General features: G+C 69.5%; 18 protein-coding genes and 1 pseudogene. 11 read left to right on the plus strand and 8 right to left on the minus strand.

The features are described 5' to 3' along the window. Positions 1–41 precede the first annotated feature (41 nt). Entirely contained in the window at positions 42–824 is a 783-nt protein-coding gene (locus tag ACIBX3_RS09830; protein ID WP_397115089.1) for a hypothetical protein, read from the plus strand. A gap of 87 nt (positions 825–911) precedes the next feature. Beyond that, entirely contained in the window at positions 912–1,193 is a 282-nt protein-coding gene (locus tag ACIBX3_RS09835; protein ID WP_397115091.1) for a hypothetical protein, read from the plus strand. Positions 1,194–1,413: 220 nt separating this feature from the next. Here ACIBX3_RS09835 and ACIBX3_RS09840 read toward each other — a convergent pair whose 3' ends face one another. The 3 genes from ACIBX3_RS09840 to ACIBX3_RS09850 all read right to left on the minus strand — a co-directional run bounded on the left by ACIBX3_RS09840 (position 1,414) and on the right by ACIBX3_RS09850 (position 3,823). Next, positions 1,414–1,620, minus strand: a complete 207-nt coding sequence (locus ACIBX3_RS09840; RefSeq protein WP_397115093.1) for a hypothetical protein — start codon at positions 1,618–1,620, stop codon at positions 1,414–1,416. A 340-nt stretch (positions 1,621–1,960) separates the two neighbouring features. Beyond that, complete coding sequence (locus tag ACIBX3_RS09845; RefSeq protein WP_397115095.1) at positions 1,961–2,689, minus strand: hypothetical protein; 729 nt, start codon at positions 2,687–2,689, stop codon at positions 1,961–1,963. Between the two features lie 738 nt (positions 2,690–3,427). Beyond that, positions 3,428–3,823 carry a hypothetical protein gene (locus ACIBX3_RS09850; RefSeq protein ID WP_397115097.1) on the minus strand — a complete coding sequence of 132 codons (396 nt, stop codon included), beginning with the start codon at positions 3,821–3,823 and terminating at the stop codon, positions 3,428–3,430. 459 nt (positions 3,824–4,282) lie between these two features. On the opposite strand from ACIBX3_RS09850, the gene ACIBX3_RS09855 reads away from it, so the two are divergent. Together ACIBX3_RS09855 and ACIBX3_RS09860 are read left to right on the plus strand one after the other, a co-directional pair. Beyond that, on the plus strand, positions 4,283–4,906 hold the full coding sequence (locus ACIBX3_RS09855; protein WP_397115099.1) for a TetR/AcrR family transcriptional regulator: 624 nt from the start codon (positions 4,283–4,285) through the stop codon (positions 4,904–4,906). After that, entirely contained in the window at positions 4,894–5,811 is a 918-nt protein-coding gene (locus ACIBX3_RS09860) for a hypothetical protein (RefSeq protein WP_397115101.1), read from the plus strand. Before ACIBX3_RS09855 ends, ACIBX3_RS09860 begins: the two co-directional genes overlap by 13 nt. A 196-nt stretch (positions 5,812–6,007) precedes the next feature. Here ACIBX3_RS09860 and ACIBX3_RS09865 read toward each other — a convergent pair whose 3' ends face one another. After that, positions 6,008–6,922 (minus strand): NAD(P)-dependent oxidoreductase, encoded by a 915-nt coding sequence (locus tag ACIBX3_RS09865; RefSeq protein WP_397115103.1) that lies wholly within the window; start codon positions 6,920–6,922, stop codon positions 6,008–6,010. A gap of 38 nt (positions 6,923–6,960) precedes the next feature. Here ACIBX3_RS09865 and ACIBX3_RS09870 point away from each other — a divergent pair, with 38 nt between their 5' ends. The 3 genes from ACIBX3_RS09870 (at position 6,961) to ACIBX3_RS09880 (ending at position 8,081) form a co-directional block, all read left to right on the plus strand. After that, a complete protein-coding gene (locus ACIBX3_RS09870; RefSeq protein WP_397115105.1) occupies positions 6,961–7,539 on the plus strand; it encodes a TetR/AcrR family transcriptional regulator in 579 nt (192 codons plus the stop codon). Positions 7,540–7,710: 171 nt separating this feature from the next. Beyond that, positions 7,711–7,932, plus strand: coding sequence for a molybdopterin cofactor-binding domain-containing protein (locus ACIBX3_RS09875; protein WP_397115107.1), 222 nt, complete (start codon positions 7,711–7,713; stop codon positions 7,930–7,932). Beyond that, positions 7,920–8,081, plus strand: a complete 162-nt coding sequence (locus ACIBX3_RS09880; protein ID WP_397115109.1) for a hypothetical protein — start codon at positions 7,920–7,922, stop codon at positions 8,079–8,081. Before ACIBX3_RS09875 ends, ACIBX3_RS09880 begins: the two co-directional genes overlap by 13 nt. 28 nt (positions 8,082–8,109) lie before the next feature. Here ACIBX3_RS09880 and ACIBX3_RS09885 read toward each other — a convergent pair whose 3' ends face one another. Continuing rightward, positions 8,110–8,256: a hypothetical protein gene (locus ACIBX3_RS09885; RefSeq protein WP_397115111.1), complete on the minus strand. Its 147-nt coding sequence runs from the start codon at positions 8,254–8,256 to the stop codon at positions 8,110–8,112. Between the two features lie 15 nt (positions 8,257–8,271). Between ACIBX3_RS09885 and ACIBX3_RS09890 the strand changes: the two genes are divergently transcribed. The 3 genes from ACIBX3_RS09890 to ACIBX3_RS09900 all read left to right on the plus strand — a co-directional run bounded on the left by ACIBX3_RS09890 (position 8,272) and on the right by ACIBX3_RS09900 (position 10,727). Further along, positions 8,272–8,586 carry a helix-turn-helix transcriptional regulator gene (locus tag ACIBX3_RS09890; RefSeq protein WP_397115113.1) on the plus strand — a complete coding sequence of 105 codons (315 nt, stop codon included), beginning with the start codon at positions 8,272–8,274 and terminating at the stop codon, positions 8,584–8,586. A 130-nt stretch (positions 8,587–8,716) separates the two neighbouring features. Beyond that, the gene (locus ACIBX3_RS09895) at positions 8,717–9,151 is read left to right on the plus strand and encodes a hypothetical protein (RefSeq protein ID WP_397115115.1); all 435 of its coding nucleotides are present in this window, start codon (positions 8,717–8,719) and stop codon (positions 9,149–9,151) included. Between the two features lie 1,069 nt (positions 9,152–10,220). Beyond that, complete coding sequence (locus ACIBX3_RS09900; RefSeq protein ID WP_397115117.1) at positions 10,221–10,727, plus strand: DUF2690 domain-containing protein; 507 nt, start codon at positions 10,221–10,223, stop codon at positions 10,725–10,727. A gap of 500 nt (positions 10,728–11,227) precedes the next feature. Here the strand turns inward: ACIBX3_RS09900 and ACIBX3_RS09905 are convergent, their stop codons facing one another. Then, entirely contained in the window at positions 11,228–12,418 is a 1,191-nt protein-coding gene (locus ACIBX3_RS09905) for a cytochrome P450 (RefSeq protein ID WP_397115119.1), read from the minus strand. A 109-nt stretch (positions 12,419–12,527) separates the two neighbouring features. On the opposite strand from ACIBX3_RS09905, the gene ACIBX3_RS09910 reads away from it, so the two are divergent. Then, positions 12,528–13,172 (plus strand): TetR/AcrR family transcriptional regulator, encoded by a 645-nt coding sequence (locus tag ACIBX3_RS09910; RefSeq protein WP_397115121.1) that lies wholly within the window; start codon positions 12,528–12,530, stop codon positions 13,170–13,172. Positions 13,173–13,301: 129 nt separating this feature from the next. Here the strand turns inward: ACIBX3_RS09910 and ACIBX3_RS09915 are convergent. Continuing rightward, positions 13,302–13,820, minus strand: a pseudogene (locus ACIBX3_RS09915) (integrase core domain-containing protein); the annotation flags it as partial. Between the two features lie 567 nt (positions 13,821–14,387). After that, entirely contained in the window at positions 14,388–16,358 is a 1,971-nt protein-coding gene (locus tag ACIBX3_RS09920; RefSeq protein WP_397115123.1) for an FAD-dependent oxidoreductase, read from the minus strand. Positions 16,359–16,365 lie beyond the last annotated feature (7 nt).

Below are 16,365 nucleotides of genomic sequence, written 5' to 3' on the forward strand. Positions count from 1 at the left end.
GATGGCTGGTCGTCGTGACGCTGGTGGCGCATCGTTGAGGGATGACGATGTCTCCGCTGCTGCCGCGTCACTCTCTCCTGCCCGACCTGCAGCATTCCCGAGCGGTGCTGGTCGGCTGTGGCGATTACGCGCCCGGCTCACCTGGATCCTGGCGCCCAGAAGAGATGGCCCGCGACCTTGCCGGGGCACTCACCTCGCCCGACGCGGGCATGGCATTCGACGCCGCGCACACCTGCGTGCTGGTGAACCCTGAACGTCCTGCCGAGGTGTGCGACGCCGTCCGGATGGCGGCCGGGGAGGCGTCCGACACCCTGCTGTTCTACTATGCCGGGACCGGTTCACGGCACCAGGGGTTCAATGCCGCCGGGGCCGCCGGTCTGGATGGGCTGGAAGTGGTCGCCGGGCTCCTGGGCACCAGCCGGGCGGAGCGGTCCGTCGTCATCCTTGACGGTGCGGACGTGTACCGGTTCAAGGAACTCACCCCCACCTCGTTCATTCTCGCCGGTTCGAGCTTCGGGTCGGGCGATCAGCTGGTTCCGTTCACGCCGACGCTTGTTCACGCCTTGTGGCATGGCGTCTTTGACGGCCCGCAACTGCTGGACCTGGTGACACTCCGGTACGCGATCGAGGCGTCCTTCTACGAGGCGCGGTACTTCATCGAAGACCATTGGGTCCTGGGACCGGCCAGCCTGACGATGCGTCACCCGCACCGGTTCCGCATGGTGGCCCTGGGGATCAACCCGTCCTTCGGCGTCACCGACCGCGCCGGCACGGGCGCGCTGCCGCGCGACGAGGCCGCCCTTCACGAGGAGTACGGATGGTGACGAGGTCAACACCGTTGCCAGCGTCGGCATCGCGAACGTCGGTAGGCCCATCTTCGGCGGGGGTCGGCTTCGGCAAGGACGGCGTCTATGTGCCGTCTCCCTGGGGGCGGCGTCTTCGAGCCGGCGACGTTGCGGCCGGCCAAATTCGGCGTCAACTCCGGTCTCGGCACGTTCGGGTTCTTCTCCAGGGACGTCAACGCCGACAACCGCAGCGACGTGATCGGGATCAGCGAAGGCCGGGTCGTGATTCCCTTCCCGCAGCGGCGGCGACGGCGGCTTCCACGCGCCGTAGGCAGCGACCTGGCAGTACACGTACACCCAGCATTCCTCTGTCCGGGTCGTCGACGTGACGGGGGGCGGGCGCGCTGAGATTCTCGCGGAAACCAGCCACGGTGTGGTCAGGTCCACCCGGATAGGCATCGACGTACTGCTGCTGCCCGGTGGATCCGTTCCTTGTGATGCCAGAAACATTAGCGGCCACATGCGCGAATATCTGCCACAGCGAATGCAGATTTTCGGTTCCGGGAACGGTAGCCTTCGGCCCGCGCCGTACCTGCGCGGACGCTCACTCCGTGCATGAGCGCCGCGATCAGGGCAGCATGGGCCAGACTCGCCGCGCACCCGTCGCCAGCTGCCGCAGGCCACCGGCAGCGCCGTCTGGGTGGCGACGCAGGAAGTCTGGGTGGCGACGCAGGAAGGCGCCAAGCTCTGCGACGGCCCAGCCGGGCAGGACCAGGGCCAGCACGGCTTCCATGACGCAGCCAGCCACGAGCGCGAAGACAATGGAAGTGATCACTGCGACGGCTCCGTGCGCCGTCGACCAGGCGTTATCGATGGGTTCACTGTCCCGAGCCTAGATTCGTCCCTCGCGCCGAGCTGGCCGTGCACCGCTGAGCAGAGCGGATCTTTGCCGTGCTCGCCACGATCCTTTGTCCGGCGCGGGTTTAACCGGCGATGGGCCGCGAAGGCAGGGCAGTCCCGTCCCGCAGCAACCCAGAATGGAATATCTCCGGCCGATGCCTCATCTCAAGGCATCGATTTGCCCTCGTGCGGCACGTCGGTGACCGGCAGCCGACGCTTGGCGGCGCCGGGTCTCAGCCGCTGGCCGCGGTGTGCTGGAGCCGGGATCATGGTCCCTATCGCAAGGCGGTTTCGGCTGCCGGGGAGGGGAGCGCACTCGGCGGCGGCTGTTCAGAGGTCGCCACGGTGGAGGGTGTGGCTGTCGGCTGTTCGGGGCTGGTGGTCGCTGGAGGGCTGCCTGTGGGTGCAGGCGTGACGGACGCCGTGCCGCTGCTCAGGTCAGGGGTGGGAGTGGCTTGCGTACCGGTCGCAGACGGCGTGGGCGACGGGGAGGCCGATGGAGAACCGGATGGCGTCGGCGTGGCCGAGCGGGGCTGCTGCCAGCGCACGGCGGGCTCCGCACGACGCTCCTTGGGGCCGTGCCGTTTGCCCGGCCCGGCCTTCTTGCCGATCGTGCCGTTCACCTGGTCGGCCACGGTATGACCGGCCAGAACCTGATAGATCAGGATGCCGCCGAAGCTGATCATGAACACCAGTGCGGCGGCCGCGCCCAAGGAAAGCCGGCCCAGCCGTCCGCGCGGCGCGTGCGGCACAGCGGCGGGCGCACCGTCCATCTGTTCTGCCACCTCGGGCCTGGTCGGGCGCTGCCGTCGGCCGGTTGGGGTGTGCTGCTTGACCTTGGCGCTGGTGCGCCGCAGGTAGTGGGTGTAGATGTCGGTGCCGACCGTGGTGGCCACGCTCATCACCGCCGCACCGATCACCGTTCCCGCCACCCCGAGAGAGGAGGCCGCGATCGCGGCGGTGAGCGCGGCCAGGGCCCCGCCTGCGATCTGAACAACGCTCAACCGCACACCGCTCGCCTTCCCGCCCACATTCCTGCGGTTGCTGTTGCTGGTGCTCCTGCTTTTGGCCGGGGTCTGTTGCCTGCCGGTCATGCCTACGCTGGCCAGCCTTTCCTGGTATCGGGCGCGGTGCGCCGCTGCGCGTTTCGTGGTGCTGGCGCCCGCCCATGGAAGATCCATCGAGGGTCCGGAACCCGGGCCGGAGCCAGATCATCGGCGTGATGGACGGCGCGGCGACCAGGCCAGTGACGGCTGCCGATGACGGCCGAGCGACGGTCTGCGGGGGCGCTGGTGGAACGGCCACGATGACATACCAGGGCAAAGTCGCCGACACCGACGCGCCTGATGATGCCAGACCCTGATCAGGACGTTGCCATCTGCGGACATTCGTCGCTCCCGGCTGATTGAGCCCGGCGATCGAACTCGTCCCGGGTGCTGTCGCTGTCCGGGTGCCTACCGGCCCGGGGGCTGAATGCTGCCCGCGGCTGCCTTGTCCATGGGCGTGTGCTACTCATGTGTGCCGTACCCGTACGGAGACAGCCAGAGGGAACAGCGCACTCCAAGTCTTCGGCAAGGCCACATCGCGCACCCGCAGTGCTATGGAACGGAATCCGGCGTTGACCATCTTGGAAGAGGCGAGCGAGAAGGCTCACTGACCAGCGGGAACCGCGTTAATGCCGGATTCCGTTCCAAATCTCTCTGGCCCCGACGTCCTGGCCGAACCCGAGTGGGCCGCCCTGCTCACCCCTCCGGAGCGCTCGGGGCGAGGGCGGCGACTCGGCGTTTCGCTGCCGGCGTTGCTGATGAGGTTGCTCTGGCGAGCGGAACGAACCCGATGGTGGCCGTGCTGCTCCGGCTGGCCGCGTTCGGCGCGCAGATGCTCGCGGCCTGGTACTCACCCACAGGCCGCCGGTCATGGACCGGGTCCATCTCGGGCTGGCCCAGCAGAACGGCATCACCGCGATGATCCTGGCCTTCGAACGGGACTTCCCCGGTTTCGTAGCGATAATCGCCCCGGCGATCCTTAACCAGCAGCTCAGCGACGACCGTCGCGGTCGCCAAGTCGAGGTTGGAGCACGGGTGGGCGTTGCCCAGCGCGCGGGCGATCGCGGCGCGCTGCTGCTCTCCGCTGGGCAACGCCGTGGCAGTTCTCCGGCGTGCGCGGCGATCCCGACCCTTCCAGTAGCTCCATCGTCTTAAGGCGTGTCCTGTGGATCTTTATCGGGGATTCTTCGTAGATCATCCGTGTGGATGAAGAGCGTCTGAAGCATCACGGTCTGGCCCATGGGCACTGGGAACGGCTGTTGCCGCTGCTGCCGGTCAACCGCGGCAGGGCGATCGATGGGCCGGTCAGCGGATGGTGATCAACGGTGTGCTTCCGGACGTGGCCGTTTCTCATCGCAAGTGCCCTGTTCTGCAGGGTGTGTTGGGCGCGGGATGGCCGGCCCACCCTTGGCGCCGATCCCATCGGGCCCCGGCTCGGCCTGAGCCGCACCGCCAGCCTGCCCGGTCTCCGGCACGTCCGTCTCGTTCATCTCGGCTCCTGGCATTGCGCCGCCGGTAGCACTTATTGCTCACGTGAGCAATAGTGGAGACATGGCACCCCGTGTGCGGCTCACCGCCGAGGCCCGGCGAGCCCAGATCCTGCACAGCGCGATCGAGGTCATCGCCGAGGAGGGCTACGGCGCGGCGACGTTCGCCCGGATCGCCCGGCACGCCGGGCTCTCCAGCAGCGGGCTGATCTCGTATCACTTTGCGGAGAAGGCGGACCTCATGCGCGCCGTCGTGACGGCGGTGTTCGGCATGGCATACGACGCGATCCGCCCGCGGATGGACGCGCAGCACTCGCCCTCCGCGGTCCTGCGCGAGTTCATCCTGGCCAGCGTCGAGTTCTACGCCGCGCATCCGCATGCGACCGCCGCGCTCACCGCCGTACGCGGCAACCTGCGCCGGCCCGACGGCCGCCCCGAGTTCGGACCGGAGATCCACGAACCGGAGCTCGCCGAACTGGCGGGCTACCTGCACGACGCCCAGCGGGCCGGGGAGATGGTCGCGTTCGACACCCGTGTCGTCGCGGTCAGCCTGCGCGCCGCCCTCGACGGCGCGGCACTGGAGATGTCCCGGCCTGGACACCCAGATCCCGCCCACTACGGCCGCGAGCTCGTGCGGCTCTTCGCCGCCGCGACCGGCCGCCAGACGGAGGAGACATGCCCGCCCTGATCCTGTTCATGCTGGCCCCGCTGCTCTCGGAGTACCTGCTCGGCAACATCCCCCTGGACAGCGTCGGCTCGCTGGCGGCCTACCCCGCGCTCGCCCTGCTCTACGGCGGCGGCGCGCTGCTGATCCGCGAGATCGCGGTCCGCCGCGGCCGCGGCTGGCCGGTGACCGTGCTGCTCGCCGTCGCCTACGGCATCGTCGAGGAAGGGCTCATCACCCAGTCGCTGTTCAACCCCACCTATGTGGGCCTCGACCTCGCCGGGTACCGCGTGTCGTGGCTGGTGTTCGCTTTGACCATCCACTCGGTGTGGAGCATCGTCATCCCGATCGCCGTGACACACGCGCTGTTCCCCACTCGGCGGCGCACCCCCTGGCTCGGGCGCGGCGGCCTGGCCCTGACGACGGTGCTGTACCTGGCCGGCGCCGTCGTCCTCGCCGCCGGCACCTACCTGGAGGAGAGATTCCTGGCGCGACCTGTGGAACTGGCCGCAGCGGCGGTGGCGGCGGCCGTCGTCGCGGCGTGCGCGCTGGCCTACCGGCGCCGGGAGCTTGCCCTGCGCACGTGGTCGCCGCCGCTGCTGGTGGCGGTCGCACTGACCGCGGGAACCATCTTCTTCCTGCTGTACGAGTTCGGCGTGAGCCGGCGGATGCTGCCCTCGGCCGTCCACGTCGCCGCGACGCTCGCGCTGATCATCGTCATCGTGATGGTGGCGGCACCCCGGCCAGGGTGGGCGGCCGTGCACAGCTACGCACTGGTCACCGGTGCCGTGCTCACCTACTGCTGGGCCGGCGTGCTGGTCCAGTCCAGCCAGTACGGCTACCGCCCGGTCACCGCGGTCGTCCAGGCCACGCTGATCCTCGGGGCGCTCGCCCTCCTGATCCTCACCCGCCGCCGGATCCGCTCCTGAGGCCTCCCGGATCACGGAACGGCAGCATCTGACGGGGTTGCGGAGCCAGCCCTGACCGAGGCCACATCGATGGTGCCTTGATAGATCTGCTCACGCTTGCCGGTGCGCAGAGCGACCGCCCGGAATGCCTTTAGCCTGTTCACACACCGCTCGACGGTGTTGCGCTCTTTGCAGCTTTCGATTGGCCGTCGCCCGCCTACCGGAGCGTGGCCCGAATCGTCGCCGCCGTACGCTCCTCGATCGCGCGGATTACCGCCACCATATCGGTGCCGCCGAGCCCCAAGGCGGCGCTTTCGCCGAACAGGGCGTGGCAGACGTCAAGCAGCGGCGAGGCGATCCCGGCCGCGCGCGCCGCCTCAGCGATCCGCCGGCAGTTGTTATCCAGGACGTCGGAGATCGCGGCCTGCACGGCGAAGTCCCGGTCGACCAGCTTGGCCGCCTTCACCTGGGACACGCTGCTCGCCATAGGCCCTGCGTCGAGCACGCTCACGAACCGCCGCAGGTCCAGGCCATGACGGTCGGCGAAATGGGCCGCCTCGGCCAGGCCGGTGACCATGGTGATCAGGAACAGGTTGACCGAAAGCTTCATGAGCAGCGCGTTCGGGACCGGCCCGCACACAATCGTCTCATGGCACATCGAACGGAGCAGCGGGAGTACGTCCTCCGTGCCCGGCGGCTCGCCGGCCACCATCGCCACGAGCCGCCCGGCCTCGGCCGGCTTACGCGAGCCCGAGACCGGCGCCTCGACATAGGCACCGCCGGCGGCGCGGATGTCGGCTTCCAGCCCGCGTGAGTATTCCGGCGACGTTGTCCCCATGTGGACGATTGCGTGCCGCGCGACGTACGTCTCGAACACAGGGGTGCCCCGGCCCAGGACGGCGTCGATCGCCGTGTCGTTGGCCAGCATGAGGATCACGGTACGCGCCTGCTCGAACACCTCGGTGGGGTGCGCCGCCACCTTCGCGCCTGCCGCGCGCAGCGGCTCGCTCCTGGCCGCCGAACGGTTCCAGACGACGATCTTCATCCCTGCGCGCGCCAGGTTGAGCGCCATGGGCTGCCCCATGACGCCGAGGCCGATGAAACCCGCGTCCATGACCACCTCCCCGGCCATCGTACTATGACAAGCGTCATATAGGGAAAGGTGGTCAGATGGCGCGCGGTCCGAGAGAGCGCATGGTCTACAGCGCGGCGCAGCTGCTGCGGACGCGGGGGGTGACAGGGACCGGCATCCGTGACGTGGTCGAGCGCGCGGGCGCGCCGCGGGGGTCATTCCAGCACTACTTTCCCGGCGGCAAGGACCAGCTCGTGGGCGAGGCGCTGCTCTGGGCCGGGGACTTCGCCGCCGAGCGGGTCGCCTCCTACGCGCGCATCGCTGCCGACCCGTCACCTGCCGGGCTCTTCGCCCACATGGTGGAGCAGTGGAAGGCCGAGTTCTCGGTGCGGGGCTACGAGCGCGGCTGCCCTGTGATGGCCACGGTCGCCGACCTGGCGGGCGGGGAGTCCGCGGTCAACGAGCAGGTACGTGCCGCGCTCGGGCGATGGGAGCGCGCGGTGGCCGCCGAGCTGGTGCGGCTGGGCGTGCCCGGGGAGCGCGCGGGCGCGGTGGCGACGCTGATGATCGGGGCTCTGGAAGGCGCGATCATGTTCGCCAGGGTCCGTAGGAACGTCGGTCCGCTGGACGCCGTGGTCGCTGAACTGTCGCCCTTGCTGGACTCGTACCAGACCTGATGGCGGGGCCCTCCCAACGGCACCCGCGAGGCTGTCCGGCGCTCCAATGCACGGTTCACTCCTTGCCCCGCGGGAGCTCCGCCGGCAACCGCACCCGCCGGCCAGCGAGGGCGGCGTGGGTGATGCTCGCCGGCGCGGGCCGGCTCGCGTCTCAGTTCGGTGATGCGGGCGGTGAGCTGCTTGCCTTGGCGGCTCCCCGCCGGCTCGGCCAACCTGCGCGTGAGCAGGAAGGTCGTCACGCTGGACGTCCCGGTCACGACCATCATGCGCGCGCCCGGGGAGTCCAACGGCTCCTTCGCGTTGGAGGGTGCCATGGACGAGCTGGCCGACGAGCTCGGCATGGACCCGCTCGACTGCGCAGGAAGAACGGCCCAACAGATGTGGAGTTCCTGAATTATCCGGACACACTGCTGAGCGACCTCAGAGCCCGCGACATCGGCGAGCTCAGCATCGTCGGAGCGGCGGCGTCCGTGGCGAACGCCGTCCACAACGCGACCGGCAAGCGCGTCCGCGCCCCCATTACCCTGGACAAGCTTCTGTGACGTCGTACCAGGCTCAAACGCGAGGCTGCTAGCCGAGGCCTGGTCTCCGGGAGAAGATCACCGTACGGCGACCGCCACGCTGGAACGGACCCAGGCCGCGCTCGAACACGCCCGCGCCCTCATCGACCTGGGCGCCGCACTCCGCCGCGCCGGTCAGCGCACCGACTGCAAGCAACCGCTCCAGCAGGGAATGGCGCTGGCCGAACGCCTGCACGCCCGCCCGCTCGCCGAACGCGCCCACTCCGAGCTGCGCACCATTGGGTTACGGCCCCGGCGCGCCGCCATCATCGGCATCAACGCCCTGACCCCGGCCGAACGCCGGGTCGCCATGCTGGCTCTCAACGGGCAGAGCAACAGCCAGATCGCCCAGACCCTGTTCATCACCACCAAGACCGTGGAGACCCACCTCGCGCGGGCGTACCGCAAGCTGGCCATCACCGGCCGACAGCAACTGCCCGACGCCTTCACCCCCGCGCCAGAGAAAACATCAGGGTGGTCACCCTGACGTACGCCATCCCGTACAGGCGCGAAACTTCCCTGGTGAGCCGCCATTCACGAAATGACGTTGGACGGGCGCCCTCGACCGAACGCCGAACCCCGGACGGCGCCCAGCCCTTCACAAGGAGAAGATGTACATGCATCGTGCCATTCACGCCCTGATCGGCATCGCCGCGGCCACCGCCGTCATCACGGCAGCCGCGCCCGCCGCGTCCGCCACCTCAGGGGACGGCATATGGGGACGGTACTACTCGAAGTACTCCGGGGATACGCGGGCCTACGCCGAGGGCAAGGTCTATCTCGACGACAACGGCAGGCTCGTCGTCGGCGGCAAGCTCTACGCCAAGCGGGCGCGGCCTGGCCTCTGCGGCTACGTGCAGGTCGCCTACGAGGACTTCGAACCGGAAGACCGCGGGACCGAGTTCTACTCGGCCAAGTACTGCGACCCGCAGGGGTTCCGGCGGTTCCGCTTCGCCGAGTTCGGAGCCGGCACGGCCCGGCTGCGCGTCTGCTATACCGACTCCATGCGAGGCAGGCACGCATGCAACAAGTGGCACTACATCTACGAATGATCACAGGTAGCCGATGACCGACCGTGCCCCGGCGGATCCGCCTGGGACACGGGTCTCACTGTTGGACAGCCAGGCGCGGGACATGCGCCGCGGCGATGGCCGGCTCGATCCCCAGGAGTGCGAGAGCTACCTGTACCGTGTCAAAACGCAGCCACGATGGCTCTGACCTGTGGTTTGACGGGGTCCGTGCCCGCAGACAAGATCGCGTCTTGTGCTTGTCTCGCCTGCTCTATGATCGCGCTCCGGTGTTCGGCCGGCGGATACCAAGGCTCGCTTCCAAGCGACGTGGCTCTCCCTGTCTGCCCACCCCGGCCGGGGTAGGCAGACAAGGAGAGCCACGTCTGGCGGTACACGCCGCGTCCGACCGTTCAAAGTCGTCGTAGGTCGTGGCAGCGTTGTCGGGCGCGTTGCGGCACATATGGGCGGTGATCATCGTACGGATGGTCGACTCCGCATACCGAGTCCCACGCCGCCGCAGCCCGGTGACGATCTCCGGCACGGTGAAGCTGTCGCGCCCGTTTCTCGCCATGACCCTTTGGGCAGCGGCGAGGATCTCCCGGCGTGCGGATGGCGCGATGTCCATCTCCACGTCTCCCGGCCGCGTGTAGGCGCCGTTCTCGTCCCTACGGACGCCATGCCGCAAGGTCCCCCCTCGGAGGGTCTGTACGGTCACTGACTGGACACACCCGCCGGCCTACAAGATCGACGTCCCTCCTGGGCGGTGTGGCGGCAGGCGGGCTTTCCCGCGTCCGCCGGAGCCCCAGGCAATGCATTCACCATTTGTTCTCGAATGACTATCCATAGGCATGAGGGTGGGCGGCTGGCTGCTGGAGGCCTCCCGCTGAGGCAGGGTCACCCGTCGGATTCGCGCCGACGTCCCCAGCGCCGGCCGTCGGCTGCATTTCCGGCCTGTCAAAAAGTTCCGCCAGTGTGCACATCGACACAGACTCGGGAGCCTGACTGCCGCAAGAGTGGACCGTGAAAGGCCAGACGCCCGAACGGCGGAACAACGGGCCGGGCGATGCACTCTGACAAGCAGGCCCGCCGTCCCTTTATGAGTCACGGCACCATGACATCGATCTCCAGGAAGATGGCCGCCTTCGGCACGGGCGCCGCCCTTGCCGGTGGTCTCATGGCCACCGGTCTGACGAGCGGCGCGGCCCACGCCGCCTCCCTCTCTGCCGAGAGGACCGCAGGGCCGGAGAGCGCTCACCCGTATGACGGAAAGGATCCATACCGGAGCGGGTGCGCCAAGACCAAGGTGAACACCGGGAAGAAGGCCTCGCTGAAGAACGAAGTCGGAGACCACCTGGGCACGATCCGGTTGTTCTACTCCCGTCACTGCGGCACCAACTGGGGCGAGGTGTCGGTCGCCAGGAGCGCTTCCGGCACCATCACGGTCTACACCAGCACCAAGAGCCGATCCTTCACCTACCGGCCCGGGAACGGCGGCCACCACTGGGGCAACATGCTCTACGCCCCCAGCGGCGTCTGCGCCAAAGCCACGGGCACGGTGACGGCCGGGACCGGCCGCGCCAACAAGGGCAGTGGCACCACAGCGAAGGCCTGCGACTAGCCACGCGGGCGCTCCGCGTAGGCGCGCGGGTCCCGGGAAGGCCGATGGCCCGGCTCTGCCCCATGCTGGGCCGGGCCGTCGCGGGCCCGCCCTCTATCTGCCGGTTCGACGAACAGGCTTCGACAGTTTGGATCGGGATCTGCCCACCTTTCGACATGTGGGCGGATCCCTCCACGGGTACGACCGTGGGCGTTAGCGCACGCGGGCCTGATCCCGGGCCTGATCCCGGGCCGCCGTGGACGCGGTAGGCAACTCTAGGAGGGGGATTCCGGGCGGCGGCCCGTACGTAGCTCGACCCGGTGCGTTGCCTGCCGCGATCGGTGACCAGGCCGGCTTGCTTCATCGGCTCCAGCAGCTGATCAGCCCGGTCCCCGGCCAGAATCCGGTCGCGGAAGTCAGTCAGGACGCTGTGATGGAAGCCCGGCTCGTCGAGCTCCAGAGCCAGGGCGTACGTGAAGTCGCGGGCAAGCGTCGACGCCACCTGCGGCGAGTGGAGCCGGTCACCAGGTGACAGGCAGCTCGTGCATGCCGTACACGGTGGCCTCGTCCTTGAACGTGAGCTGGTCGGCGGGGACGGCCAGTCGCAGGTTCGGGATGCGCCGGAACAGGGTGTTGAAGACGATCTCCAGCTCCACCCGGGCGAGGTTCTGGCCCAGGCACTGGTGGGCGCCGTAGCCGAAGGCCAGGTGGTTGCGGGCGCCGCGATCGATGTCGAACCGCTGGCCGTCCTCGAACACCTCCGGGTCGCGATTGCCGGCGTTGGCCAGCATGAGCACGCCGGATCCGGCGGGGATCACCGTCCCGCCGAGTTCCACGTCCTCCAGGGTCACCCGGGCCATGGCGAACTCGGCGATGGTGAAGTAACGCAGCAGTTCCTCGACGGCGTTCGCCGCCTTGTCCGGGTCTTCGCGCAGTGCGGCCAGCGCCTCGGGCTGTTGCAGCAGCATGTACGTGCCCAGCGAGATCATGTTCGCGGTGGTCTCGTGCCCGGCGATCAGCAGCAGGAACGCGAGGCCGAGCAGTGCGGAATGGTCTACCTCGCCGTTGTCGCGCTGCTTGGCGATCTGGCGGCCGAGCAGGTCGTCGGTGGGCTCCTGCTCCTTGGCCTTGATCAGCTTGTCCAGGTAGATGGCCAGTTCCAGGGCCGCGTGCTGGCGCTCCTGCTCGGTGGCGCGGCGGTTGAGCAACTGCGCCGAGTGCGTCTGGAAGAAGTCGTGCTCGTCGTACGGCACCCCGAGCAGCTCGCAGATCACCAGGGAGGGCACCGGCAGGGCCAGTGCGCGCACCAGGTCGGCCGGGCGGGGGCCGTCGAGCATGGCGTCGAGGTGCTCGTCCACGATCTGCTGGATGCGCGGCCGCAGTGCCCCGATGCGCCGGACGGTGAACTCACCGACCACCGCGCGGCGTGCCGGGCCGTGCTCGGGCGGGTCCATCTCCAGCATCATCTTGGGCAGCGGCGACTCGGCCATCCCGCCCGCGCTGTCCTCGGTCAGCCGCGGCACGCTGGGGTGGCGGCGGTCGGCGCTGAAACGCGGGTCGCTCAGGACCGTCCGGATGTCCTCATAGCGGGCAGCCACCCAGGCGTCGCTTCCTGTCGGCAATGTGATCTTGGCGACCGGCTGTTCGCGGAGGAGCCGCAGGTGTTGCTCCGGTGGGGCGAACGGGCAGCTGCGGGCGGTCTCGAGCGTCACAGCGGGGTCAATCGTCAAAGCTCTCCCCATTCGGTGTGGTGTCCGACTGCACAGATAAGCTACGCCTGTACGGTAACAGACTACTGTCCGGGACAGTACACTGGCGGCCGTGGCAACCATCAGAGACCGCGGAGCAGAACAGGGCGACCGCCGGATGCGACGCACCCAGGCGGCCCTGCGGCGCACGCTGATCGAGCTCGCCCGGCAACGGAGCCTGTCGCAGATCAGCGTCGCCGACGTCGCCGAGCAAGCCAACGTGGGCCGCTCCACCTTCTATGACCACTACCGTGACGTTCACGAGCTGGCCGAGGCCGCCTGCACCGCGATGATCGACGAGCTCATCGACGCCATACCCCGCCACGCCGTCGCGGCCGACGGCTCGTCCGAAGCGCCGCCCGACAATCTGCTGATCTTCTTCACTCACTTCGCCGAGCACGCCGACCTCTACCGCAGCCTGCTGGGCCCCCAGGGCAGCGCCCGCCTCATCGACCACGTACGCCGGTGCGCCACCGTGGCCACATACATCAGCGCCCATCAGGCCGCCGGCGGCGACGGCCCAGACCACACCACGGACATCCCGCACGACGTGCCGTCCGCCTTCACCGCGGGCGCGCTCCTCGGCGTCGCCATCGACTGGCTCCAGCGCGGCTGCCCGCGGCCCCCGGACGAGATGGCCACTATGACCCGGCCGCTCCTCATGGCCCTCTACCAGAGCGACGACCGCGCGTCTCCGAGTGCCCGTGTCACCACCTGAGCTGCCAGCCGACACCTGAGTACGGGCGCCCGGAAACGACATGGACGACACCGACCTACTGGCAGCCCCTTGCTCAATCCGATCTTCCATCGGCACCGCCCCAGGCTCATCGTGATCAGGTGGTCGCTGCCCACGAGCCTGATGCGGCCGATGCGCGTTGTAGTGATCGAGATACTCGTTCAGGACCGAGTGAAGGTGACGTTCGCCGTAGATCAGCATGCGGTCGGTGCACTCGGCGCGCACCGTCCGGATCCGGCGCTCGGCATAGCAGTTCGCCCTCGGGGTCCGCGGCGGAGTCTTCAGCACCGTGACGCCCGCAGTGGCGAACACCTCGTCGAAGCCGGTCGTGAACTTGGCGTCCCGATCGCGGATGAGGAAGCGAAACGACCCTGTCCGCTCGCCGAGGTCGATCAGGAGACTGCGGGCCGGTTGAAGAGTCCATGCGCTGGTCGGACGGCTGGTCACGCCAAGGACGTGCACGTGTCGCGTGCGGACCTCCATCACGAACAACACGTACAAGCGCTTCAGAAAGATCGTGTCAATGTGGAAGAAGTCGCAGGCTAGGAGCCCTTTGGCCGGTGACTGTAAGAAGACTCGCCAGGAGGTGCCGAGGTCTCGGGGCGCCGGGCGGAAACGGTAGGAGCGCATGACGCGCCGCACGGTCGCCTCGCTGACCTGGAGGCCAAGCCGCACCAGTTCCCCCGTGCACCCGGCGATGGCCCCACGCCGGGTTCTCCCGCGCCAGGCGGGTAATCAGGTCCCGCATCTCTGGAGTCGTTCTTGGACGCCCGGGCCGCTGCGGGTGGGTCCAGGCCTGTCGCAACAAGCGACGATGCCATGCCGGCAACGTTGCCGGGGTGACCAGCCGATGAGCGCGCAGCACCGCCGGCAACCACCGGGCCAGCGCCGCGAGAACGGCCCGATCGGCCCAGTCCGGCTTCGGCTGTCCGACCTGACGCCGCAGCACCGCCATCTCATGACGCAACACCATGATCTCTGCGTCCTTCGACGCCTGGTCGCGGCCCAGCAACGTCAGCCGGCCGAACACCCGAAGCATGATCAGATAGAGCAGGCGAACAGGCACAAGACGCGATCTTTCCTGCGGGTACGAACCCCGTAAAGCCACAGGTCAGAGCCGTCGTGGTCGCGTTGTGACGTGGTACAGCCGGCTCCGTTCGGGGCGCCCCGCCTGACGTTCCCCTCCTGCGCTGGGAATCACCGGTGAAGGGCGCGCGCGACCGGGCGGGCGACCAGCGTCATGGCCGTGGCACGTCCCTCCGCCACCGCGTGCGACATCCGGCGGGGCACCACGCAGTCGCCGATCGCCACCACGGTCCGCCCGTCCGCCGGGACGGGCCACGGAGCGCGCGCGATCCGTTCGCCGACGACGACGAGCAGGTCGGCCTCGACCCGGCGCGCCCTGCCGCTGAGCACGTCGCGTGTCTCGATGGCGGCGGTCAGGGTGGCCGTCACCGTGGTGAACGGCATGACCCGCAGCGGCGCGCCCTTCAGCCTGTGCAGCAGCTGCGCCCTGTTCTCCACCGACACGCCCATGGCGAAGCCCGCTCCGGGAGTGAGCAGGACGACCTCGGCCGCCTCCCGCTCGATCGCGGCCTGCACCGCGCCGATGCCGGACCACCATCCGAAGCCGTCGTCGAGCACGGCGATGCGGCTGGCCCGCGCGGCGAGCCCGGGATCGCCGAGGAACTCCGTGCTGGACACGACCGGCAGATCACCGGGCAGCTCCGGGGCCTCCTCGACGGCCCCCGTCGCCACCACCACGGCGCCGTACTCACGCAGATCGGCGGCCGACGGCGGCGCGCCCGTGCGTACGCACACGCCAAGGTCGGTGAGCTGCGCGTACTGGTAGTCGACGAACCGCTGCCAGCCGCCGCGCTGCGGCGCGAGACTCGCCAGCGCCGCCTGCCCGCCGACTGACGGCTCCGACTCGAACACCGTCACGGCCACTCCGTGCCGGGCCAGCGTCAGCGCGCACTCCATGCCCGCGGGCCCCGCCCCGACCACCGCCACCGGCCCCGACCCGCCGGCCCGTGTTCCTTGACGGCCGTCACCCTGGAGAAGGACGAGCGGCGCCGCGGGCCGGCGGGTCTCGCCGGGGGGCGCGAGCTCCGGATTGACCGCGCACAGGCCCGTCGGCTCGAACGTGCGGCAGTCCTCGTTGCAGGAGGTGCACGGCCGGACGCCCCGCTCGTCGCCGGACAGCAGCTTGTTCGCCACGTCGGGGTCGGCCATGAACGGCCGCGCCATGCCGACCAGGTCCGCGCCCAGCCGCAGCGCCCGCCCGATGTCGGCGGCCGTCCGGAACGACTGGCTCACCAGCAGCGGGACGGAGACCGCCCGGCGCAGCGCGGCGACCGACTCCAGCAGGGGCGGCCCGGTGGTGGCCATACCGGGCACGTAGGTGTTGCGCACGCCCGTGGTGACGTTGAGGTAGTCGAACGGGGACGCGGCGGACACCCGCCGGGCGATGTCGAGCAGGTCGTCGAGCTCCAGCTCGGGCTCGGCGCCGTTCGCGATCGACAGGCGCACCCCGATCGGCCGCCCGCCGATCTCGGCGCGGACCGCGTCGATGACCTCGCACAGCAGCGCCGCGCGCCGGTCGGCGTCCCCTCCGTAGGCGTCGTCGCGGCCGTTGGTGACCGGCGACAGGAACTGGGCGAGCAGGTACCCGTGCGCCGCGTGCAGCTCGACGCCGTGGTAACCGGCCTCGACGCAGTTGCCCGCCGAGACGCGGAACCCCTCCACCACGCCGCGCACCTCGTCCACGGTCAGCGGGCGCGGGGCAGTCGGCTCCCGCGGGGAGCGTACGCCGCTCGCGGACACGGGGTGGAAGTGGTTGCCGGCGCCGAGGGTCTCCCGGCCCAGGTGGACGAGCTGGGAGATCGCCACTGCGCCCTCGCCCGTGATGGCCTCGGCGCGGCGCCGCAGCGCCTCGCGGATCGGTGGCCGGTACGCCTCGGTCAGGTAGCGTTGCCGCAGCGTCGACTCCCTGGCCACGACCGTGCCGCCGGTGATGACCATGGCCGCGCCTCCCGAGGCGAGCCGCCGCCAGTAGGCGGCGTCGGTCTCGGTCGGGGCGCCGTCGCGCACGTCCGCCAGTCCGTGCGCGACCGCCACCAGCCGGTTGCGCAGCCGCAGCCCGGCGAGATCGAGCGGGTCCCTCATGCCGCCG

Origin of the sequence: Nonomuraea sp. NPDC049480 (genome assembly GCF_044465905.1) — a bacterium.
Lineage (GTDB): Bacteria > Actinomycetota > Actinomycetes > Streptosporangiales > Streptosporangiaceae > Nonomuraea.